This is a genomic window from Streptomyces shaanxiensis, assembly GCF_039537145.1.
GTDB lineage: Bacteria > Actinomycetota > Actinomycetes > Streptomycetales > Streptomycetaceae > Streptomyces > Streptomyces shaanxiensis.
This window is the reverse complement of the sequence record NZ_BAAAZY010000024.1, coordinates 449,895-470,382: the sequence shown is the minus strand read 5'-3', so window position 1 is coordinate 470,382 and position 20,488 is coordinate 449,895. Positions and strand designations below refer to the sequence as shown.

Annotated in this window: 16 protein-coding genes and 1 pseudogene; 9 read left to right on the top strand and 8 right to left on the bottom strand. The window is 71.8% G+C overall.

Annotated features, from left to right (window positions below; translation table 11 throughout):
- Nucleotides 1-183: 183 nt before the first annotated feature.
- Both ABD932_RS36455 and ABD932_RS36450 read right to left on the bottom strand, forming a co-directional pair.
- On the bottom strand, nt 184-867 hold the full coding sequence (locus tag ABD932_RS36455; RefSeq protein WP_345019681.1) for a nucleoside deaminase: 684 nt from the start codon (nt 865-867) through the stop codon (nt 184-186).
- 136 nt (nt 868-1,003) lie between these two features.
- The gene (locus ABD932_RS36450) at nt 1,004-1,873 is read right to left on the bottom strand and encodes an NmrA family NAD(P)-binding protein (protein WP_345019679.1); all 870 of its coding nucleotides are present in this window, start codon (nt 1,871-1,873) and stop codon (nt 1,004-1,006) included.
- A 136-nt stretch (nt 1,874-2,009) separates the two neighbouring features.
- Between ABD932_RS36450 and ABD932_RS36445 the strand changes: the two genes are divergently transcribed.
- Genes ABD932_RS36445 through ABD932_RS36430 form a run of 4 tightly spaced genes read left to right on the top strand, consistent with a single transcriptional unit; the run spans nt 2,010 to nt 5,230 of the window.
- Entirely contained in the window at nt 2,010-3,089 is a 1,080-nt protein-coding gene (locus ABD932_RS36445) for an Ldh family oxidoreductase (RefSeq protein ID WP_345019678.1), read from the top strand.
- Nucleotides 3,086-3,388, top strand: a complete 303-nt coding sequence (locus ABD932_RS36440) for a putative quinol monooxygenase (RefSeq protein ID WP_345019676.1) — start codon at nt 3,086-3,088, stop codon at nt 3,386-3,388. The genes ABD932_RS36445 and ABD932_RS36440 overlap by 4 nt, the downstream gene beginning before the upstream one ends.
- Nucleotides 3,389-3,410: 22 nt before the next feature.
- Nucleotides 3,411-3,848, top strand: coding sequence for a cupin domain-containing protein (locus ABD932_RS36435; protein WP_345019674.1), 438 nt, complete (start codon nt 3,411-3,413; stop codon nt 3,846-3,848).
- Nucleotides 3,845-5,230: an NAD-dependent succinate-semialdehyde dehydrogenase gene (locus ABD932_RS36430; protein ID WP_345019672.1), complete on the top strand. Its 1,386-nt coding sequence runs from the start codon at nt 3,845-3,847 to the stop codon at nt 5,228-5,230. Before ABD932_RS36435 ends, ABD932_RS36430 begins: the two co-directional genes overlap by 4 nt.
- Nucleotides 5,231-5,672: 442 nt before the next feature.
- Here ABD932_RS36430 and ABD932_RS36425 read toward each other — a convergent pair whose 3' ends face one another.
- From ABD932_RS36425 to ABD932_RS36415, 3 genes are read right to left on the bottom strand one after another with little or no spacing between them, the layout of a single operon-like run.
- Entirely contained in the window at nt 5,673-6,533 is an 861-nt protein-coding gene (locus tag ABD932_RS36425; protein WP_345019671.1) for a PaaX family transcriptional regulator, read from the bottom strand.
- A gap of 52 nt (nt 6,534-6,585) precedes the next feature.
- The gene (locus ABD932_RS36420; protein ID WP_345019668.1) at nt 6,586-7,971 is read right to left on the bottom strand and encodes an alpha/beta hydrolase family protein; all 1,386 of its coding nucleotides are present in this window, start codon (nt 7,969-7,971) and stop codon (nt 6,586-6,588) included.
- A complete protein-coding gene (locus ABD932_RS36415; protein ID WP_345019666.1) occupies nt 7,968-9,335 on the bottom strand; it encodes an MFS transporter in 1,368 nt (455 codons plus the stop codon). Before ABD932_RS36415 ends, ABD932_RS36420 begins: the two co-directional genes overlap by 4 nt.
- Nucleotides 9,336-9,456: 121 nt before the next feature.
- Between ABD932_RS36415 and ABD932_RS36410 the strand changes: the two genes are divergently transcribed.
- The 5 genes from ABD932_RS36410 to ABD932_RS36390 all read left to right on the top strand — a co-directional run bounded on the left by ABD932_RS36410 (nt 9,457) and on the right by ABD932_RS36390 (nt 15,046).
- Entirely contained in the window at nt 9,457-10,203 is a 747-nt protein-coding gene (locus tag ABD932_RS36410) for an SOS response-associated peptidase (RefSeq protein ID WP_345019664.1), read from the top strand.
- Nucleotides 10,204-10,349: 146 nt separating this feature from the next.
- Complete coding sequence (locus ABD932_RS36405; protein WP_345019836.1) at nt 10,350-11,291, top strand: metal ABC transporter solute-binding protein, Zn/Mn family; 942 nt, start codon at nt 10,350-10,352, stop codon at nt 11,289-11,291.
- Between the two features lie 17 nt (nt 11,292-11,308).
- Nucleotides 11,309-12,115: a metal ABC transporter ATP-binding protein gene (locus ABD932_RS36400; RefSeq protein WP_345019662.1), complete on the top strand. Its 807-nt coding sequence runs from the start codon at nt 11,309-11,311 to the stop codon at nt 12,113-12,115.
- Entirely contained in the window at nt 12,112-12,984 is an 873-nt protein-coding gene (locus ABD932_RS36395; RefSeq protein WP_345019661.1) for a metal ABC transporter permease, read from the top strand. The genes ABD932_RS36400 and ABD932_RS36395 overlap by 4 nt, the downstream gene beginning before the upstream one ends.
- A gap of 82 nt (nt 12,985-13,066) precedes the next feature.
- Nucleotides 13,067-15,046, top strand: coding sequence for a heavy metal translocating P-type ATPase (locus ABD932_RS36390; protein WP_345019659.1), 1,980 nt, complete (start codon nt 13,067-13,069; stop codon nt 15,044-15,046).
- Between the two features lie 93 nt (nt 15,047-15,139).
- Here ABD932_RS36390 and ABD932_RS36385 read toward each other — a convergent pair whose 3' ends face one another.
- The 3 genes and pseudogenes from ABD932_RS36385 to ABD932_RS36375 form a co-directional block, all read right to left on the bottom strand.
- Entirely contained in the window at nt 15,140-16,207 is a 1,068-nt protein-coding gene (locus ABD932_RS36385) for a LacI family DNA-binding transcriptional regulator (RefSeq protein WP_345019657.1), read from the bottom strand.
- Between the two features lie 100 nt (nt 16,208-16,307).
- Nucleotides 16,308-18,661, bottom strand: a pseudogene (locus ABD932_RS36380) (beta-galactosidase).
- The gene (locus tag ABD932_RS36375; RefSeq protein WP_345019655.1) at nt 18,661-20,427 is read right to left on the bottom strand and encodes a glycoside hydrolase family 35 protein; all 1,767 of its coding nucleotides are present in this window, start codon (nt 20,425-20,427) and stop codon (nt 18,661-18,663) included. The pseudogene ABD932_RS36380 and the gene ABD932_RS36375 overlap by 1 nt, the downstream one beginning before the upstream one ends.
- Between the last annotated feature and the right edge of the window lie 61 nt (nt 20,428-20,488).

The following is a 20,488-nucleotide window of genomic DNA, read 5'->3' as shown; positions in this document are numbered from 1 at the left end:
TTATGACGTCATTAGGACAAAGCTCGCAAGGGCGGCGATCTGCCTCACTGTACCCGGATGTCACCCGAATGGCCCCTTGGGTCGGGGGAGAAAGTCGGTGGGGACGGTGTCCTCGAAGGTGGCGCCGGCCGTCACGCTGACCGGTGGCGATGACAGTGACGGTGGGCCGAGGCGCGTGTGCGACTAGACCGCTGACGCGTCCGGGAACCTCTGGCGCAGTCGTTGGGCCTCCCGGAAGAGGTAGTTCGTGTGCTCAGCCAGGACGCCGCCCAGGAGCAACTGCGGGGTGTAGAAGGACCGTGCCGCGGCGGCCACCTCCCGTGCGGACAGGTCGATCTGGATGATGTCGGTGCTGCGGATCTCGTCGATCGAGCTGGCCCAGACGACGCGCCGCACATTGGCCCACGCCAGGGCGCTCATGCACATCGAGCAGGGCTCACCCGTCGTGTAGAGCGTGGTGTCGGCCCAGCCCTGGTTGCCCTGCCGCCGCACGTAGTCGTTCATCGCGACCACTTCACCGTGCAGCACCGGGCTGTCCGCCCCGGTGTTGACCCCGCGCCCCAGCACCTCGCCGCTGCGGGTGCCGACGATCACCGCGCCGAACGGCCACTTGGGGTTTCTCCGGGCCTGCGCGATGGCCAGCCACATGAACCGGTCGTGACCGGTGCCGGTGCCCGTGCGGGTGCCATTGTCGGTGCGGGTGCCGCTGTCGGACTGGGGGTCCGTGGCAGCGGCCGTCGCACCGGCGCCGAGGTCCGGGTGGGCATGGCTCTCGGGGAATGCCTGGCCAGGGAGGGTGAACGGCGCCGCGACTCCCGTCACCACGGCTCCCCACCTGCCAAGGAACTGGCGCCTGCCCGAGTCCATACGCTTCTCCCTACCCGCCGCCGACAACTTCGCAGGGTATGCGAATGATCACCGAACGTCTCCCGGTCGTGGCCGGCGGACGCGGTCGGCACCTGTGATGTGGACCTTCCGCGTCCGCCCCCGCCGCACGCCGGGACTACGGCGTGACCCCGCCCGGCTGGGACTTGAAGGCACCCACGTGCTCCGCGGCCCACTGGCTGAACGTGCGGGCCGGTCGGCCGGTGATCTTCTCGACGGTGTCGACCACCGTGCGGCCCACCTCCGGGGTGTTGCCGTACGCCTCGAGCAGGAAGCCGATCACGTCTTCCGGGTGGCCCGCCGCCCGCCACTGCTCGACGGCCTGCTCCTCGGTCAGTTCGACCAGGGAGATCTCCCGGCCGCGGGCGTCGGCGATCGCGGCCACCTTGTCGGCGACGGTGAGCAGTTCGGGTCCGGTGATCACGTACTCCTGGCCCCCGTGGCCCTCCTCGGTGAGCGCGGCCGCGGCGACCGCTCCGATGTCGCCCTCGTGGACCATGGCGCTCAGCCGGGAGACGAACGGCTCGCGGACCTCGCCCGAGGTCAGGATCCCGTCCGTCCACTCCAAGGCGTTGGCCATGAACTCGACCGGCATGAGTACGGTCCAGTCCACACCGCCGTCCGCCCGTACGGCGTCCTCCAGGAGAGACGGGCCACCGCCGTGCAGCACGGTGACCCGGCGCACGCCGGCCGCACGGGCCAGCTGGAGAATCCGCGGGCCGGTCTCCAGCGGGGCGAAGTAGGGACCCCCGAAGGTGATCAGGTGGAGGCCGGTGACGCCGTCCAGGGCCGGAATCAGGCTGTCGGGTTCGGTCAGGTCGCCCTGGACGACCTCGACGCCGGCCGGGAGGTCGGCCTTCGCCGCGTCCCGAGTGAGGGCGCGGACCGCGTGACCGCGGGCGAGCAGTTCGACGACGACCTGGTGACCGACGGTTCCGGTGGCGCCGGTGACAAGGATCTTCTGTGTCTGTGTCTGTGTCTGGGTCATGGGGCGACCGTAGGGAGACTTGCGGACAGTTTCTGTCCGCAAGCCCCGGAAGGGAGGGGCCCGACTGCTGTATACAGAGCCACAGCATTTGCTGTATACAGGCTTGGATACAGTTTGACTGGATGCGAGGAGCCTCATGCCGTACACCGTCGGCGCTGCCGACCTGCTCCGGTTCGCCGCTTCCGCCACCCAGGCGCACGGCGTGCCCCCCGCGGACGCCCGTCTGCTCGCGGACACCCTGGTGACCGCGGAGCTATGGGGGCACCCGTCCCACGGGATGCTGCGGCTGCCGTGGTACCTCGACCGTCTCGCGAGCGGCGCGACGGCGCCCGTAGCCGCCCCGGAGACCGTGAGCGACAACGGCGCCGTTCTCGTCGTGGACGGCCGCGACGGCCTCGGCCAGGTGCTCACCGAGCGTGCGGTGACCTTGGGCGTGGAGCGTGCCCGCCGCCATGGGATCAGCGCGGTCGCGGTGCGCAATTCCGGGCACTTCGGGACGGCCGCGTACTTCACCCGCAAGGCCGCCGGGCAGGGCTGTGTGGCGTTGCTGGCCACCAACGCCAGTGCGGCGATGGCGCCGTGGGGTGGCCGGGAGAAGCGGGTCGGTACCAACCCGTGGTCGATCGCCGCGCCCGGCGGCCGCTACGGGACGGTCGTGATGGACATCGCCAACACCGCTGTCGCGCGCGGCAAGATCCATCATGCCCGGGAGCGCGGCGAGCCCATCCCTGTCGGCTGGGCGGCGGACGCGGACGGAGTGCCGACCACCGACCCGCGTCGCGCGATCGAGGGCCTGATCCTGCCCATGGCCGGCCACAAGGGCTACGCCATCTCCTTCATGTTCGACGTGCTGGCGGGCGTGCTGACCGGCAGTGCCTTCGGCTCGGCGGTCGTCGGTCCGTACCGTCCCACGGGGCGCAGTGGCGTGGGGCACCTGCTGATCTGTGTCGACATCGCGGCGATGGCCGACCCGGCCGAGTTCGCGGCACGGATGGAGGCCCTGATCGAGGAGGCCAAGTCCACCCCCACGGCTCCCGGCACGGCCGAGGTCTTCGTCCCCGGCGAGCCGGAGATCCGCACCGCCGAACGCCTGCGCACCGAGGGCATCACACTCGCCGACGAAACCTGGGCCTCCCTCGAACGCATCGCCCACGCCACGGCCGTACCCCTGCCCGTCCCCGTTCCCGTCAGTCGTCCCGAGGAGCTTCCCGCATGATCGCTCTGACCGTGTCCCTCCAGGTCGTCCCCGGCTGCCGCGACGACTTCCTCCAAGCCATCGGGGAGAACGCCGAGCGTTCCTTCACCGACGAGCCCGGCTGCCGCTACTTCGACGTCGTGTGCGATCTGGACGACGACCACCACTTCGTCTTCCACGAGATCTACGACGACGAGGCCGCCGTAGCCGCCCACCGCGCAGCGCCCCACTTCAAGGTCTGGCGCGAGGCGGCGGCGAAGTACGTCGTGCCGGGCAGCCAGGTCAACACGCTCTCCCGCCGCCTCTTCCACCACTCCTGACCCCTTGATCGGAGCAGACCCGATGTGCACCCAGCGCCCCGCCCCGCCGAACCTGCTGATCCACCCCGACGAGGTCGAGCGCTTCGACCGCGGCGGCGGAGTGGCCACCATCCCCTACGTCGGCAAGTGGAACTCCGAGCAGGCCGTCATCACCACCGGACAGACCGTCTTCCAGCCCGGCACCGGCCTGCCCCTGCACAGCCACAACGTGGAGGAGTCGGTCCTGATCCTCGAGGGCGAGGCGACCGCGGAGATCGACGGCGAGTTCTTCGACCTGGAGGCCGGCCAGGCCACCTGGGTCCCGGCCGGTATACCGCACCGGTTCTTCAACCGCGGCGAGGGCGTCATGCGGATCTACTGGGTCTACGGCGGCCGGGACGTGACTCGTACCATCACCGCCACCGGCGAGACCTTCGAGCACCTCTCGGCGAACGACAAGGGAGGGGCTCCCACTTCATGAGCGTCACCATCCGCACCGTGAATCCCGCCACGGGCCAGCCGCTCGCCGAGTACGAAGCCTGGGACGCCGTACGGATCGAGACGGCCGTAGCGCGAGCTCACGCCGCCGCCCGTGCCTGGGCCCTGGTCCCCGTCACCGAACGGGCTGCTCGCGCCCGCCACTTGGCCAAGACCCTCCGCGAACACAAGGACAGCCTCGCCCGCCTGGCCGTCACCGAGATGGGCAAGCCGGTCGGGGAGGCGGAGGGCGAGGTGGAAAAGTCCGCGCTGACCGCCGACTACTACGCCGGGCACGGACCGGGCATCCTGGCCGACGAACGCGTGGACATCGAGGGCGCCGACGCCTGGGTCGCCCATGAGCCCGTCGGTCTCGTCCTGGCCGTCATGCCGTGGAACTTCCCCCTCTGGCAGGTCATGCGCTGCGCCATACCCTCCTTGGTGGCGGGCAACGGCATCCTGCTCAAGCACGCCTCCAACGTCACCGGCACCGCGCTCGCCCTGCAGGACCTCTTCGTCGAGGCGGGATTCCCCGAAGACCTGGTGACCGCACTGGTCATCGCCGACGAGGATGTGCCCGACGTGACCGCCCGGCTCATCGAGGACGACCGTGTCGCCGCCGTCACCCTCACCGGCAGCAACCGGGCGGGTGCGGCCGTCGGCTCGGCGGCCGGGCGTGCCGCGAAGAAGTCGGTGCTGGAACTGGGCGGTTCGGACGCCTTCGTGGTCCTGGACGACGCCGACGTCGAGACGGCCGCCGAGGCCGCGGTGAAGGCGCGCTTCACCAACTCGGGCCAGAGTTGTGTGTGCGCGAAGCGGTTCATCGTCGACGCCTCCGTCGCGGACGCGTTCACCGCCGCGTTCGTGGCCGGCGTCGAAGCCCTCCACATCGGCGATCCGCGGGCACGGGACACCCGGATCGGCCCGCTCGCCCGTCCCGACCTGCGGTCGTCGATCCAACGGCAGGTGGAGGAGTCCGTCGCCGCCGGCGCCCGCCTGCTGACCGGAGGCACACCGCTCCCGGGTGACGGCTTCTTCTACCGGCCGACCGTCCTGGCGGACACCGGCCCGGGTATGCCCGCCTTCGACGAGGAGACCTTCGGCCCGCTGGCCGCCCTCACCGTCGCCCAGGACGACGAGGACGCCGTACGGCTCGCGAACGCCACCGCGTACGGACTGGGCCTGAGCGTCTGGACGGCCGACCCCGGCCGTGGCGCCGCCCTCGCCCGCCGGATCACCAGCGGAGCGGCCTTCGTCAACGCGATCGTGGCCTCCGACCCACGCCTGCCCTTCGGCGGCACCAAGCGCAGCGGCTACGGCCGTGAACTCGCCGCGGCCGGCATCCGCGAGTTCACCAACACGCGCGCGTACTGGATCAGCACCTGACCGACGGGCCGTCCGCTGTCGGTCAGTGGGCGGCGCCGCGAGTGGAGTCTCAGCCGACGGCGTGACCCGAACTCACCGTGCCGACCGGGCACTTCATGGTCCGGCACGGTGGTCCGTCGACGTTCTAGGTGGCGCGGCGCACGGCGGCGAAGGTACTGATCCTTCCCGCGGCCCACTCCGACCGCTGGTCCACTGAGCGAACTGGTCAAGGGCGTGCTGCGGCAGCAGGCCGACGGCACCGAACCCCGTCGATGCCGGCCCGCGAACTCAACGTCTCCGTACGGACGTTGCACCGGGCGTTCGAGGCGGCCGAGGAGAGCGTCGCCGGGTACACCCGCCGAGTTCGCCCGCACGTCCGGCGGCCACGCACCAGGGACCTGCTGAAGCCGCCCCCTCCGAAAGGCGACAGACCGTGTGCCGGACGTCGCCGCTGAAACCTCGTCTACCGCAAGCGGGCGGTCTCCAGCAGGTCGCCGGCCATCCGGTGCGCGGGCCGCGCGGTCTGGTCGGCGACGCGGCGGAAGGTCTCCTGGGCGGTGTGGGCCGGCCAGTCCGGGGGGAGGTGGCGGGCGGGCAGCCGGGGGTCCGTGCGGATGGTCCAGAGCCACTCGCTGACCAGCCGCAGACGGGTGCCGATCGGGTCGTCCCCGGATCCGGCGTCGAGGTGGGCGGTCCAGCGCTTGTCGAAGGTGACGTAGCGGGCGGCGATGCTCTCCAGGTCCCAGGTGTCGCGGATCATGAGCTCGATGTCGGTGGCCACGTCCGCCTGGGCGTGGAAGATCTTGACGTGGGAGGCCAACCCCAGGTCCGACACGACGGCGGCGACGTCCACGTTCCCCGGAGCGATCCACAGCCCGCTGTACAGCGCGCCGAACCCGGACCAGGTGAGCCGGGAGCGCAGGTCGTGGCGCTGGCGTTTCCAGGAGTCGGGCAGGGAGAAGGCGAGCAGGGTCCAGGAGCCGTCCCAGTCGTCGTTGACCGCGCCCTGCTGCCAGATGCGGGCACGGCCGTCCTGCAGGACGCGCGTCGCCTGCGGGGTCAGACCGAAGAACATCTTGCGGCCCTCGCGCTGGCGCATCAGCAGGCCGCGGTTGACCATGCGGGTGAGGGTGGAGCGTACGGCCTGTTCACCGATCCCGACCCGGCCGAGCACGTCGATGATGCTGCCCGAGTAGACGCACAGGTCGCCTTCCTCCAGGACGTGGTTGCCGAAGAAGGCGAGCATGAGCGACTGGGGGCGCTGCTGCGGGCCCTCCGAGCTGTCCCGGGTGTCCTGGCTGTCCAGGATGTCGTCGTCCTCCACGGAGGCAAGGGTACGACCGCCCGCCGAGGGCGCGGCGGGCGGTCGTACGGCTTCACCGGCCGTCGGCGGGGTGGGCAAGGTCGTAAGGGCGCAGGTACGGGGTCGGGCGGTAGGGGACATAGCGGGTCGGCGTGGTCGGATCGGCCTTCGTGGCACGGGAGTTGAGGGACGCCGGGTCGGTGCCGGCCCAGTTGCCGGTGGTGAGGCGGTCCTCCAGGGTGTGCAGGGCGGCGAGTTGTTCGGCGGGACTGAAGGTGCAGTGGCCGGCGTTGTCGGTGTAGGCCTGCCGCAGCAGGGGCCCCGACCCCGCGGCCGTGACCGCCCGCTTCAGGGCACTCTCCGTCTGGACGGGGACGAGGGCGTCGCCGATGGTGTGGACGGAGAACTGGGGCTTGGTCAGCCTGCCCGTGAAGGAACTCGTTGCGCTCATCCACGCCACGGCGGCCGGGTCGGCGCCGATGCGCGGGGCGCGGTTCAGGGTGGCGAGGTCGGCGCGCAGGGACAGGCCGGCCTTCTTGTACAGCTCGGTGACCTCCTTGCGGACGGAGGAGCGGCCGAGCAGCTTCGCGTAGTCGACACCGGTGTTCCAGGACATGTTGCCGCCCGCCCGGACCTCGGCCTCCTGCCGCCGGTTGAAGGCGGCGATCTTCAGCAGGCCCTTGACGGCCTCGTACTGGTTGGCCTGCTGGGCGTCCCAGTCGGTCGCGGCGGGCCGGGGCTGCGTGGGCTGGTTCCAGACCGGGATGTTGTGCAGAGCCGCCGCGAGGGCGATGCGGGCCCGCCCCGCGGTCGTCGTCTGCGCCGAGTCGACCGCGGCTGTCAGGGTGTTCGCCGCCGCGTCGGCGGCCGCCTGGTCCGCGATGTTCACCAGCGGGACGTCGGAGTCCGGCGCGAGGAGAGTCCTGACGGCGAAGACCGGATCGAGGGTGTTGTTCCAGTTGGCGACGCCACCGTGGACCAGGCCGCACAGGGAGAGCGAACCGTCGATGCGGCCGGGGTCGCGCTCGGCGATGGCCGTGGTGACCAGTCCGCCGTACGACCGTCCCCAGGCGATGGTCCGGGAGGCCGAGCCGAAGCGTTCGGTGAACACGGACAGGGTGGCGAGCTGGTCGGGCACCGCGTCCGTCACCGCCCAGCCGGTGGTGGCGTAGGAGGACCCGATGAGTGCGTAGCCCCGCTGGAGGAGGAGCGCCTTCGTGGCGTCGTCCGGGGCGTTCTGGGCGGGGTTCGCCGGGCCGGTCGCGTAGCCGTGGCTGAAGAGCAGGACGGTGCCGTTCCAGGTGGCGGGCACGTCCATGACGTAGGTGGCGCCCGAGGGGAGTCGGCCGTCCACGTGGGTGGTGTCCGCGGTGGCGGCGACGGCCGAGGTGGGCAGCGCGGTGACCGCGAGCAGGAGGGCGGCCACCAGGGACGTGCGGGTGCGGGTGCCGGTCGTCATGCGGTGATCTCCTCCGTGCGGGGAGCGTCGGCGACTTCGGTGTCGGCGCCGGAGAGGGACGTACGACTGGTCTCGCGTACGAACCAGACGGTCAGCGCGGTGATGAGCGAGCCGCCGCACAGCAGCAGGGCGACGGGGGTGCTGTTGCCGCTGCCGGCGACCAGGCTTCCGGCGATCATGGGGGAGAAGCCGGCGCCGACGAGGGTGGCGCCCTGGTAGCCGAGGGAGGCGCCGGTGTAGCGGACCCGGGTGCCGAACATCTCGCTGAACAGGGCGCCCAGCGGGCCGTACATCAGGGACTGGGCGATGCCGTGGCCGAGGACGACGGCCAGGATCAGCGCGCCCGACGACTTCGAGTCGACCAGCGCGAGGACCGGGAAGGCGGTCGCGGCCGACAGCAGGGCTCCGGCGAGCACGACCGGACGGCGGCCGACGCGGTCGGAGAGCGCCGAGGCGCAGGGCAGCACGACCAGGGCGACGGCGGCGGAGACCGTGAGCGCGGTCAGCACCTGCGGGCGGGGGTACCCGATGCCGGTGGCGTACGCGATGAGGTAACTGGTCAGCAGGGACTGGGCGGTGAAGGCGCCGATGCCGACGCAGCAGGCCAGCAGCACGGGACGCGGGCGGCGCAGTACGTCGAGGATCGGCAGCCGTGCCTCGGCACGGTCCTTCTTCACCTCGGCGAACAGCGGGCTCTCCACCACCTTGAGCCGGACGAAGAGCCCGACGCCGAGCAGGGCGACGCTCAGCAGGAACGGTACGCGCCAGCCCCAGGCCGCGAACTGGTCCTTGGGGAGGGTCGAGACGAGGGCGACGACGGCCGCGGAGATCAGGGAGCCGAGCGGGGCGCCCATCTGCGTGAAGCTGGACCACAGGCCGCGGCGCCGCTCCCCGGCGTGCTCGACGACCATCAGGGTGGCGCCGCCCCACTCACCGCCGATGGCGATGCCCTGGACGACGCGCAGGGTGATCAGCAGGACCGGCGCCCAGACACCGATCGTGTCGTACGTGGGCAGCAGGCCGATGAGGAAGCTGGCGCCGCCCATCAGACCCATGGTGAGCAGCAGCATCGACTTGCGGCCGAGCCGGTCGCCGAAGTGCCCGAAGAGGATGCCGCCGATCGGCCGGGCGAGGTAGCCGGCGGCGAAGGTGCCGAACGCGGCGATGGTGCCGACGGCGGGATCCGCGCCGGGGAAGAACAGCTCGCCGAAGACGAGGGCGGCGACGGTGCCGTAGACGAGGAAGTCGTAGAACTCCACGGCGGTGCCGAGCAGCCCGGAGAGGGCGACACGGCGGAGTTGGCGGGTGTGTTCGGGGTGCGCGGAGGGTGCCGGTGACGGTGATGCGGCGGGGGACGGGGGCATCGCGGTCTCCCTTGACCGGGGGAAGGACACCGTGAAGGTAGGCTCTCTGATTACTGCCGTCAAGAAAGTGCACAACATTGGGTGCTGGGTCCCGCCCGCCGCGCCGTGGCACAGTGGCCGTATGTGCGGCCGCTACGCCTCCACCCGCAGCCCCCAGGACCTCGCCCAGATGTTCCAGGTCGCCGACTGGTATCCGGAGGAGACCCTGGCGCCGAGCTGGAACGTTGCCCCGACCGACGAGGTGTGGGCCGTCCTGGAGCGCACCCCGCGCGGCGCCGACGAGGACGCCCCGGCGCGCCGCAGGCTGCGGCCGTTGCGATGGGGTCTGGTCCCCTCGTGGGCGAAGGATGCGAAGACCGGTGCACGGCTGATCAACGCGCGGGTGGAGACCGTGCACGAGAAGCCCGCCTTCCGCCGCGCGTTCGTCACGCGCCGCTGCCTGCTGCCCGCCGACGGCTTCTACGAGTGGGAGCAGGTCAAGGACGCCAAGTCGGGCAAGGTGCGCAAGCAGCCGTACTACATCCACCCGGAGGACGGGCAGGTGATGGCCTTGGCCGGGCTGTACGAGTACTGGCGCGATCCTGGGATCAAGGATCCCGACGACCCCGCTGCCTGGCTGATGACCTGCACCATCATCACCACCGAGGCCACCGACGCGGCGGGCCGCATTCACCCCCGCATGCCCCTCGCGCTCACTCCCGAGCACTACGACGCCTGGCTCGATCCCCGGCATCGGAGCACCGACGACCTGCGCACCCTGCTCACCCCGCCGGCGGGTGGCCACCTGGACGCCCGGCCCGTTTCGCCGGCCGTCAACAGCGTCCGCAACAACGGCCCCCAGCTCCTGGACGAGGTCGCCGCTCCCTGACCTCGGAAGGTGAGTTCTCGGTAAGGGTTGCCTCGGTGGACGGCCGGGAGCCGCTTTTGACATCCGTTTTCATCTAGCGTGGGCCGAAGCCGGGACGGATGGAGCTCGGCGGACCATTTCGCCCTGCCCCGGAGGGTTCCATGCCCATGCCCATGTCCTCGTACCGACGTCTCGCGCCGCCGCTGATAACCGGCGCCTGCCTCATCCTCCTTGCGGGCTGCGGCAGTTCGTCCGACTCCGGCGGCGGGACCGACGCCTCGCAGAGTCCTGCCGCGGCCTCCGTCATCCCGGTCGTGGCCTCGACGAACGTCTACGGGGACATGGCCGAGCGGATAGGCGGCGGGAAGGTGGCGGTCACCTCGATCATCAGCGACCCCGACCAGGACCCGCACTCCTATGAGGCAAGCACGCAGAACCAGTTGGCGCTCTCCAAGGCGAAGGTCGTCATCGAGAACGGCGGCGGTTACGACGACTTCATCGACCGCATGCTCAAGAGCGGTGGCTCGTCCCCAGAGGTGATCAACGCGGTCGACGTCTCCGGCAGGACCGCCCCGGCGGGCGGGGAGCTCAACGAGCACGTCTGGTACGACTTCCCCACGGCCGCCAAGCTCGCCGACCGCATCGCCGCAGCCCTCGCCAAGGCCGATCCGGACGATGCCGCCACCTTCACCGACAAGGCGAAGGCCTTCAAGGCGAAGCTGGCGCCGCTGGAGCGGAAGGAAGCCCGCATCAAGGCCGACCACAGCGGTGACGCGGTGGCCATCACCGAGCCCGTGCCGCTGTACATGCTGGAGGCAAGTGGGCTCCGGAACGCGACCCCCGAAGCGTTCAGCGAAGCCATCGAGGAGGGCGACGACGTCTCCGAGAGGACCCTGCGGGACACACTGGCGCTGTTCAGCGCCAGGAAAGTCAAGGCGCTGGTCTACAACGAGCAGACCTCCGGCCCGCAGACCGAGAAGGCCGAGCAGGCGGCGAAGGCCGCAGGAATCCCGGTGGTCCCCGTGACCGAAACCCTTCCCAAGGGCAAGGACTACGTCGGCTGGATGACCGCCAACGTCGACGCGCTCGCGAGCGCGCTCGCCAAGTGAGGCCGGACCCCGGAGCCGTGATCAGCCTGCGTGGCGCGGCTCTCTCCTACGGCGAGCGGGCCCTGTGGCAGGGCCTCGATCTCGACGTGGCGCCGGGCGAGTTCCTGGCCGTGCTCGGCCCCAACGGATCGGGCAAGACCAGCTTCGTACGCGCCCTGCTGGGGCAGCGGCAGCTGTCCGCCGGCACGTTGACGGTCCTGGGCCGTCCGCCCCGAGGCGGCAGCCGGGACATCGGCTACGTCCCCCAGCAGGGAACGCTGTCCCCGCACGCGACACTGCGCGCCCGGGACCTGGTCCGCCTCGGCATCGACGGCCACCGCTTCGGACCCCGGCCGCGCGCGGGCGCCGTACGCCGCCGCGTCGACGAGATCCTCACCTCGGTCGGCGCCGCCGTCTACGCGGACGTCCCCGTCGGCCTGCTCTCCGGCGGCGAACGGCAGCGCGTACGCATCGGGCAGGCGCTCGCGACCGACCCGCGGATCCTGCTGTGCGACGAACCGCTGCTCTCCCTCGACCTGCACCACCAGCGGGCCGTGACGGAACTGGTGGACGCCCGGCGCCGCTCCCACGGCACGGCTGTGGTGTTCGTGACCCACGAGATCAACCCCGTGCTGGGACTCGTGGACCGCGTGCTGTACTTCGCCCGCGGCGGCTTCCGGGTCGGCGCCCCCGACGAGGTGCTGACCTCGGAGGCGCTGTCGCGGCTCTACGGCACCCAGGTCGATGTCATCCGCGTCCGGGACCGCATCACGGTGGTGGGCGTGCCCGACGAGGTGGGCCGGCCGCCGCACCACCCCGAACCGCGGCACGGAGTACGGCCATGACGATCGCCGACGGAATCTGGCAGCAGATCTTCAACTTCGACCACTACGGCGAACTGCTCGCCCTGGTCCGCAACTCCCTCGTCGCCGGCGCCGCGCTCGGCCTGGTCGGCGGACTGGTCGGGGTCTTCGTCCTCATGCGGGACCTGCCCTTCGCGGTGCACGGGATCAGCGAGATGTCGTTCGCCGGAGCCTCGGCCGCTCTGCTGCTGGGGGTGAACATCGTGGGCGGCTCGATCGTCGGCTCTCTGATCGCCGCCGGCGCCATCGGCCTGCTCGGTTCGCGCGCCCGGGACCGCAACTCGGTGATCGGCGTCGTCATGCCGTTCGGTCTCGGCCTCGGTGTGCTCTTCCTCGCGCTGTACAAGGGCCGGGCGGCGAACAAGTTCGGCATCCTCACCGGGCAGATCGTCGCCGTCGACACCCCGCAGATGTCCTGGCTCCTCGGCACGTCGGCCGTGGTGCTCGCGGCGCTGGCGGTCATGTGGCGACCGCTCACCTTCGCCGGCGCCGACCCGGAGGTGGCCGAGGCGCGGGGCGTGCCGGTGCGGGCGCTGTCGTTCGCGTTCATGCTGGTGCTGGGCCTCGCGGTCGCACTCTCCGTGCAGGTCGTCGGGGCGCTGCTGGTCCTCACCCTCGTCGTCACGCCCGCGGCCGCCGCGGGCCGGGCCACCGCCTCACCGGTGCTGCTGCCCGCGCTGAGCGTCCTCTTCGCGGTGGCCTCCATCGAGGGCGGCATCCTGCTGGCCCTGGGCGGCAGCATCCCCATCAGCCCGTATGTCACCACCATCTCGTTCACGATCTACGTGGTCTGCCGATGGGTGGGCCGCCACCGGATCCGGCGGTGGGGAGCCGCGCGAGCCACCACCTGACGTGCGGCCACGAGCCCGGCTCCTCCCTCACGTGGCATGAAGACATGAATGGGTATTCATTCGTTCCTGTATCGTGCCGTGCATGACTTCCACGCTCACCCCGCCGTCGGCCGACCGGGCCGCGTCCGCGCGGGCCTGCTCCGTGCCCCGGCGGCGCACCAGGCTGCTCGCGCTGCCGGAGGTCCGCTGGGCCGTCGCGGCCACCGCACTGTTCCTGCTCGCGCTGCCCCTGCAGCTCGCCGGGGCACCCGCCTGGACCTGGGGCCCGCTGTACGCGCTGTCGTACGCCACCGGTGGCTGGGAACCGGGCTGGGAAGGGCTCAAGGCACTCAAGGACAGGACCCTCGACGTCGATCTGCTGATGGTCGTCGCCGCGCTCGGCGCCGCCTCGATCGGGCAGGTGATGGACGGCGCCCTGCTGATCGTCATCTTCGCGACCTCGGGCGCCCTGGAGGCCCTCGCCACCGCCCGCACCGCCGACTCGGTACGCGGCCTGCTCGACCTGGCCCCCGCCACGGCCACCCGGCTCGCCCCCGACGGCACCGAACAGGCCGTCGCCGTCGAGGAGTTGACGGTCGGCGACACCGTCCTCGTACGGCCCGGTGAACGCGTCGGAGCCGACGGCCGGGTGCTGGCCGGAACCAGTGAGGTCGACCAGGCGAGCATCACCGGTGAACCGCTGCCCGCGCCGAAGGAGCCCGGCGACGAGGTCTTCGCGGGCACCCTGAACGGCACCGGCGCACTGCGCGTCCGCGTCGAACGCGACGCCTCCGACTCCGTGATCGCCCGGATCGTGCGGATGGTGGAGGAGGCGTCCGAGACCAAGGCGCCCACCCAGCTCTTCATCGAGAAGGTCGAACAGCGCTACTCACTGGGCATGGTGGCCGCGACGCTCGCCGTGTTCGGGGTCCCGCTCGCGTTCGGCGAGGAGTTCTCCGGGGCGCTGCTGCGCGCCATGACCTTCATGATCGTTGCCTCGCCGTGCGCGGTGGTCCTGGCCACCATGCCACCCCTGCTGTCGGCCATCGCCAACGCCGGCCGGCACGGTGTGCTGGTGAAGTCGGCGGTCGTGATGGAACGCCTCGGCCAGGTCGACACCGTCGCCCTGGACAAGACCGGCACGCTCACCGAGGGCACGCCACGTGTCGTCGACGTACGGCCGCTGCCCGCAGGCGGCCTGGACGAGGGCGAGCTCCTGACGCTCGCCGCGGCCGCCGAGCACCCCAGCGAACACCCGCTGGCCAGGGCGGTGGTGGACGCCGCACGCGAACGGCGTCTCGACCTGCCGGTCGCACAGGACTTCACGTCCGCGCCCGGAATCGGCGTGAAGGCCGTCGTCGAAGGCCGTACGGTCGAGGTCGGTGCCCCGGCCCGGCTGCTGGACGACCCCGACGGCGCGGTCGTGGAACCGGCCGAGGAACTCGAGGCGTCCGGCCGGACCGCCGTCCTCGTGGTCGTCGACGGCACCCCCGCCGGACTGCTCGCCGTCGCGGACCGGCTGCGCCCCGACGCCGCCGCCACGGTGGCCGCCCTCACCACGCTCACGGGCACCGCCCCGGTCCTGCTCACCGGCGACAACCCGCGCGCCGCCGCCCATCTGGCGGCCGAGGCCGGTATCGAGGACGTGCGCGCCGGGCTGCTGCCGCAGGACAAGATGGACGCGGTGAAGGAGCTGGAGGGCGCGGGACGCAAGGTGATGGTCGTCGGGGACGGCGTCAACGACGCGCCCGCCCTGGCCGCCGCCCACATAGGCGTCGCCATGGGCCGGGCGGGCTCCGACCTGGCCCTGGAGACCGCCGACGCGGTCATCGTCCGCGACGAACTCGCCGCCGTCCCCACCACCGTCGCCCTCTCCCGCCGCGCCCGGAAACTGGTCGTGCAGAACCTCGTCATCGCAGGGGTGTTCATCGCCGGCCTCGTCACCTGGGACCTGCTCGGCACGCTGCCCCTACCGCTCGGCGTCGCGGGCCACGAGGGCTCCACGGTCCTCGTCGGCCTGAACGGGCTGCGGTTGCTGCGGGACGCGGCCTGGCAGAGGGCGGCGACCGACGGGACCGGCTGACGGGGTGCGGACTCAAGGGGGAGGCTGACGGGGCGCGGGCTCATCCGCGGTGACGCACGGTCTCCCCAACCCCCCTTGGTCAGGAGGGCGTCGTCAGTGCCCCGGCGCCGGGCCGCTGCTGCGGCGGACCACCAAGTCGACCGGGACCAGTGAGTCGACCCGGAGCGGCTCATCGGTCCCGTCGAGCCGGTCCAGCAGCAGGCGCAGCGAACGTGTGCCGATCTCGGCGAAGTCCGTGCGGACGGTGGTCAGCGGGGGCAGGAAGTGCGCGGCCTCGGGGATGTCGTCGTAGCCCACGACGCTGACGTCGCCGGGGACGGAGCGTCCGGCTTCGTGCAGGGCGTGCAGCAGGCCGAGGGCCATCTGGTCGTTGGAGGCGAACACGGCTGTGACATCCGGGCGTCCGGCCAGCCGTCGCCCCAGCTCGTAACCGGAGTCGGCGCTCCAGTCGCCGATCAGCGGGGCCGGTACCTCGACTCCGGCCGCCTCCAGACACGCCTGCCAGCTGCCCGTCCGGTGATCGGCCGAGGTCCAGCCGGTCGGGCCCGCGATGTGCCACACGGTGCGGTGGCCCAGGCCCAGCAGATGCTCGACGGCCTTGCGGGCCCCGGTCCGCGAGTCGCCGGTGACCTGCTGGGTGTCGGCGGCGAGGCCGTTCTCCAGCACGACCAGCGGGGTGTCGAGGCGGGTGTCGGCCAGCGTCTTGCCCACCCACAGCTGCGGGGCGATGGCGATCACGCCGTCCGCGCCCTCGGCCGACAGCCGGTTCACCGCCTCGACCACCGTGTCGGGCTCGGCCGTGTCCAGCGCGATCGAGCTCAGCAGGTAACCGGCCTCCTGGGCCGCGGTGTTGATCGCGGTCAGGATGCTGGCGGGGCCGTAGCGGGCGGCGTCGAAGGAGATCACGCCGACCATCCGGGTCCGCCCGCTGGCCAGCGACCTGGCGCTGCGGCTCGGCCGGTAGCCCAGCGTCCGCATGGCCGTCAGGACCGTCTCGCGGGTCTCCGGCCGCACCGACGGATGGTCGTTGAGGACGCGGGAGACGGTCTGCTTGGAGACCCCGGCCAGCCGTGCCACGTCGTCCATCACGGGCCGCGCGCCCGCGAAGTTCCGTCTGCTGCGCCCTCTCGGAGCGGAGCCGTCGGCGGAGCTTCGGGTCATGATGGCTGCTTCCTCGACGTCGGCACGGCGGTGGAGTCCCGCCCCGGCAGATCCCCAGCATAGGCAGGCGCACGGGGCGGGATCCCGCACAGGCGCCGCCTCAGCCCGACCGGACCGACCAGGTACGGCCGACGACCCACTCGGCATGGGCCACGGCGGCCGTCCGCGCCGCGTCACCGGCACCCTGCGGCACGCACACCTCGGCATCGGCGTGCAGCGGCAGCACCCGCACCCGCAGCGCCGCCCCCGCCGGGAGCCGTCCGATGTCCCAGTCCCGCCCCGAGAAGAACTGGTCGGCGACCAGCCTGTCGCCCACGTACGCCCGCCCCACGTCGCCGCTCCACCGCAGCCGCAGCACGCTCCCCTCCGGGAGGTCCTCCGGTACGTCGACGAGGTACTCGGCGGCCACCGTGTCGAAGTACTTGTCCGCTGGGGCGCTCGCCCGCCCGAGCACACCCGTCGCGGGCTCGGGCGCCGGACCCGCGGGCCGGACCGAGGTCACCGCCGCCTCGGGAGCCGCACGCCAACGGCCCCCACGCTGTAGCGGACGAACACCCCGTCCGCCTCGCCGGCCACCGTCTCCCCGTCCACCACCAACGGCTGCTCCGGCGCGGGCAGTACGGCGAACGACGGCCGTACGGCAGTGCTGTGCACCCGTACCTCGTCGCCGTCGAACACGACCCCGTCCGCGCAGAGCACGAGCCGCTCGGCGCCCCATGCGGCGCCCCGGTAGACGGTACGGGCCGTCGCCGCGTCCAGCACCAGCAGCCCGATCCGCCCCCCGTTCGCCGCCTCGACCTCGACCAGCGCGTCGGTGCCCGGCCGCAGACCGCTCACCAGGATCCGGCCGTCGAGGTCGGCGATGTCCCCGGTCGGCGCGCTGACGGACGTCACCGTGCCCGTGTCCAGGGCGAGTTCGGGCGCGATGCCGTCGGTGGCGGCGAGCACCAGGACCGTCCGCCCTTCCAGGTCGACCGTGCACACCGGCTGTGCGGTCGCCCACTCCAGCCGGACGCCCGCGACGTCGAGCCGCAGCGGCCAGCAGAAGTACGCGCCCGCGGGCACGGTCACCGGAGCGCTGGGCAGCGTCAACACCGGGGCATTGACCGGGAGTTCGACCGCGAAGGAGATGTCCGGCCGATCCGGCAGGGGCTCGTGCGGCTGGTGGTTGTTGACGAAGAGGAACCCGGAGGTGCCGTCGCCGCGCACGGCCCAGCGCAGGGTCTCCCGGTCGTGCTGACCGTCGGGCAGGCGCTCCGGAAGCACCGACTCCATCGGGGCGAGGAGGTGGCCGAAGTCGGCCAGCATCAGGTGCTGGAGGCGGAGTTCGTCGTAAGAGGGCCGGTACTGGCCGTACTCGCCGAGCGGCGCCTGGAAGTCGTACGTCAGGACGGGCAGGTCGTTCGGGTAGGCGGTGGCGTGGGACTCCTGGAGGGTGGTCCGCTCGCCGAGCGGATTCGTGCCGCCGTGGAACATGTAGTAGCCCTGCCACACCGAGCCACAGCCGATCTTGGTGAGGCCGAGCGCGCCGATGTCGGCGGCGTCCAGGCGCGGCCGCCGGTGGTAGGCCACCGCCATGCCGCCGCCCAGCTCGCAGGTGGCCCACGGGAATCGGTCCGCCAGGGCGTCCGGGCCGCCGCCCCGGACGGTGGTCGGCCGCAGATCGGCGCCGATGCCCTCGTCGTTGCGCTGGTGGGTGAAGAAGAAGTGCTTGCGACAGGTGTCGGGCCAGCCGCCGTCCGCCTCGGTCCAGAAGGCCTCGGGGTAGCCGCCGTACAGCGGAAGCAGCTCGTCGGGCGGGAGCTGGACGCCGCCCCACGCGGTCGACGTCCACATGGGCGCGCTCAGTCCGGCCTCCTTCGCCATCCGCTTCAGCGTCAGCAGGTGACCGGGCTGGTCGTAGAGCTCGTTCTCGATCTGGAGGGCGATGATCGGGCCGCCGTGGCCGCGGTCGAGGCCGTGCAACTGCTCGGCGATGGCCGTGAACCAGGCGCGCACGGGCTCCAGATACGCCGGGTCGTCGGTGCGGGGTGTGCAGTCGCGGGCCAGTAGCCAGTCGGGCAGTCCGCCGTTGCGCACCTCGGCATGGGACCACGGGCCGATGCGGGGGATGAAGTCCAAGCCGTGCCGGGCGCACAGCTCGGCGAAGCGGCGCAGGTCGCGGTTGCCGTCGAAGCGGACGCGGCCCTCGATCTCCTCGTGGTGGATCCAGATGACGTAGCTCGCGACGGCGGTCACCCCGCCCGCCTTCATCTTCAGCAGTTCCTCCTCCCACTCGCCTGCGGGGCAGCGGGAGTAGTGGAACTCGCCGGAGACCGGGAACCAGGGCCGGCCCCCTCGGGTGAGCCAGCGGCCGGTGACCTCGATCGGGTCGGGGACGCCGGGCGCGTCGGTGAAGGGGAGGTGGCCCGTCAGCGGGGGAGCGGCGGGCGTGGGAACGCGCAGCACGTGCATCACCAGGTGTTCTCCGGGCCGAGGTCGGGGGTGTCGGTGAGCCGGATCCGTGCAGCGGTGGTGCCGTGGAGCTCCAGGAGGACCAGCTCGTTGGTGCCCGGGCGCAGCACCGGGGCGGGGACGTAGAGGGTGCGCTGCGGGCCGCGGTTCCAGTAACGGCCCAGGTGGAAGCCGTTGACCCAGGCCTGTCCCTTGGTCCAGCCGGGCAGGGCGAGGAAGGTGTCGGCCGGGGTGTCGCCGTCGAACGTGCCGTGATGGAAGGCGGGTTCGACGGCCGTGGGAGTGTCGGACGGGGCGAACGGCAGCGCGCTCAGGTCGTCCAGGGGCAGGGGGTGGCAGTCCCAGCCGTGCAGGGCGGTGCCGTTGAAAGTGACGGGGCCGAGCAGGCCCTTGGGGGCGCCGATGCGCGGGCCGTAGTTGACGCCGCCCATGTTCTCGACGAGGACCTCCAGCGTGGACCCGGGGTGCGGGACGCGGACGGGCAGGGTCTCGTCGTGGCGTTCGCGTTCCAGTACGCCGACGGGGGCGCCGTCGACGAAGACCTGGGCGCGGTCGCCGACACCGCCGGCGAAGTGCAGCAGTCCGTCGCCCGTGGCGTCGAAGGTCGTGCGGTAGAGGGCGTAACCGGTCTGCAGGCCCAGGTCGTTCATCGTCGCCGGGTGCTCGGTGCGGACGGGCTCGGCGAGGGCCTTCACATGGGTCAGCAGAGGCGCGCGACGGTTCAACTCGACGGCGCGGGGCGAGAGTTTGGGCGCCGGGGCAGGGGCGGGCTCCTCGGGGACCGGTACGTGGCGGGCGATGACCTCGCGGAAGGCGTGGTACTTGGGGCCGGGGTCGCCGCACTCGGTGAGGGCCGCGTCGTAGTCGTAGGACGTGATGGTGGGCTGGTAGGCGTGCTTGTGGTTGGCGCCGTTGGTGAAGCCGAAGTTGGTGCCGCCGTGGAACATATAGATGTTGACCGAGGCACCCGCGGACAGCAGACGGTCCAGGTCGGCGGCCGCGTCGGAGGCGTCCCGCACATGGTGGGGGCCGCCCCAGTGGTCGAACCAGCCGATCCAGAACTCCGCGCACATCAGCGGGCCTTCGGGCTGGTGCCGGCGCAGCTCCGCCAGATTCTGGTCGACACGGCTGCCGAAGGTGGCGGTCGCCAGGACACCGGGGAGGGTTCCGGCGGCCAGATGCTCGGGGTCGGCCTGGTCGCAGGTGAAGAGCAGTTCCTCGACGCCCCTGGCCCGGAAGGCCTGTTCGACGTGGAGCATGTAGGCCTTGTCGTCGCCGTAGGCGCCGTACTCGTTCTCCACCTGCACCGCGATCACCGGGCCGCCCGCCGCGGCCAGATACGGCAGCAGAGGGGGCAGCAGGAGGTCGAGGTAGCGGTCGAACGCCTCGGTGAAGCGCGGGTCGCTGGAGCGCAGCCGGATGTCGGGGTCCGCGATCAGCCAGGAGGGCAGGCCGCCGTCGTCCCACTCGGCGCAGATGAAAGGCCCCGGGCGCAGCAGGACGTGCAGACCTTCGTCACGGGCGAGGCTCAGATAGCGAGGCAGGTCCAGGAAGCCGTCCAGGACGAGGGGCCCCTCGGGATCGGGCTGGTGGAGGTTCCACGGCACATACGTCTCCACCGAGTTGAGCCCCATCAGACGGGCCTTGCGCAGCCGGTCGGCCCACTGGTCGGGGTGGATCCGGAAGTAGTGCATGGCGCCGGAGACGATCCGGAACGGCTCGCCGTGGAGCAGGAAACCGTCGGACGACGCAGTCAGAGCGGACACGCGGGGAGTTCCCTTCGGTTCGGGCGGACGGGGGTGAGGCTCAGCGGGATGGGGGGGGCGG

Coding starts and splice junctions, on each gene's coding strand:
- ABD932_RS36415 (WP_345019666.1), bottom strand. CDS start 9,335: ATGCCCCCGTCCCCCGCCGCATCACCGTCACCGGCACCCTCCGCGCAC.
- ABD932_RS36440 (WP_345019676.1), top strand. CDS start 3,086: ATGATCGCTCTGACCGTGTCCCTCCAGGTCGTCCCCGGCTGCCGCGAC.
- ABD932_RS36450 (WP_345019679.1), bottom strand. CDS start 1,873: ATGACCCAGACACAGACACAGACACAGAAGATCCTTGTCACCGGCGCC.
- ABD932_RS36390 (WP_345019659.1), top strand. CDS start 13,067: ATGACTTCCACGCTCACCCCGCCGTCGGCCGACCGGGCCGCGTCCGCG.
- ABD932_RS36395 (WP_345019661.1), top strand. CDS start 12,112: ATGACGATCGCCGACGGAATCTGGCAGCAGATCTTCAACTTCGACCAC.
- ABD932_RS36385 (WP_345019657.1), bottom strand. CDS start 16,207: ATGACCCGAAGCTCCGCCGACGGCTCCGCTCCGAGAGGGCGCAGCAGA.
- ABD932_RS36410 (WP_345019664.1), top strand. CDS start 9,457: ATGTGCGGCCGCTACGCCTCCACCCGCAGCCCCCAGGACCTCGCCCAG.
- ABD932_RS36455 (WP_345019681.1), bottom strand. CDS start 867: ATGGACTCGGGCAGGCGCCAGTTCCTTGGCAGGTGGGGAGCCGTGGTG.
- ABD932_RS36405 (WP_345019836.1), top strand. CDS start 10,350: ATGCCCATGTCCTCGTACCGACGTCTCGCGCCGCCGCTGATAACCGGC.
- ABD932_RS36430 (WP_345019672.1), top strand. CDS start 3,845: ATGAGCGTCACCATCCGCACCGTGAATCCCGCCACGGGCCAGCCGCTC.
- ABD932_RS36420 (WP_345019668.1), bottom strand. CDS start 7,971: ATGACGACCGGCACCCGCACCCGCACGTCCCTGGTGGCCGCCCTCCTG.
- ABD932_RS36435 (WP_345019674.1), top strand. CDS start 3,411: ATGTGCACCCAGCGCCCCGCCCCGCCGAACCTGCTGATCCACCCCGAC.
- ABD932_RS36445 (WP_345019678.1), top strand. CDS start 2,010: ATGCCGTACACCGTCGGCGCTGCCGACCTGCTCCGGTTCGCCGCTTCC.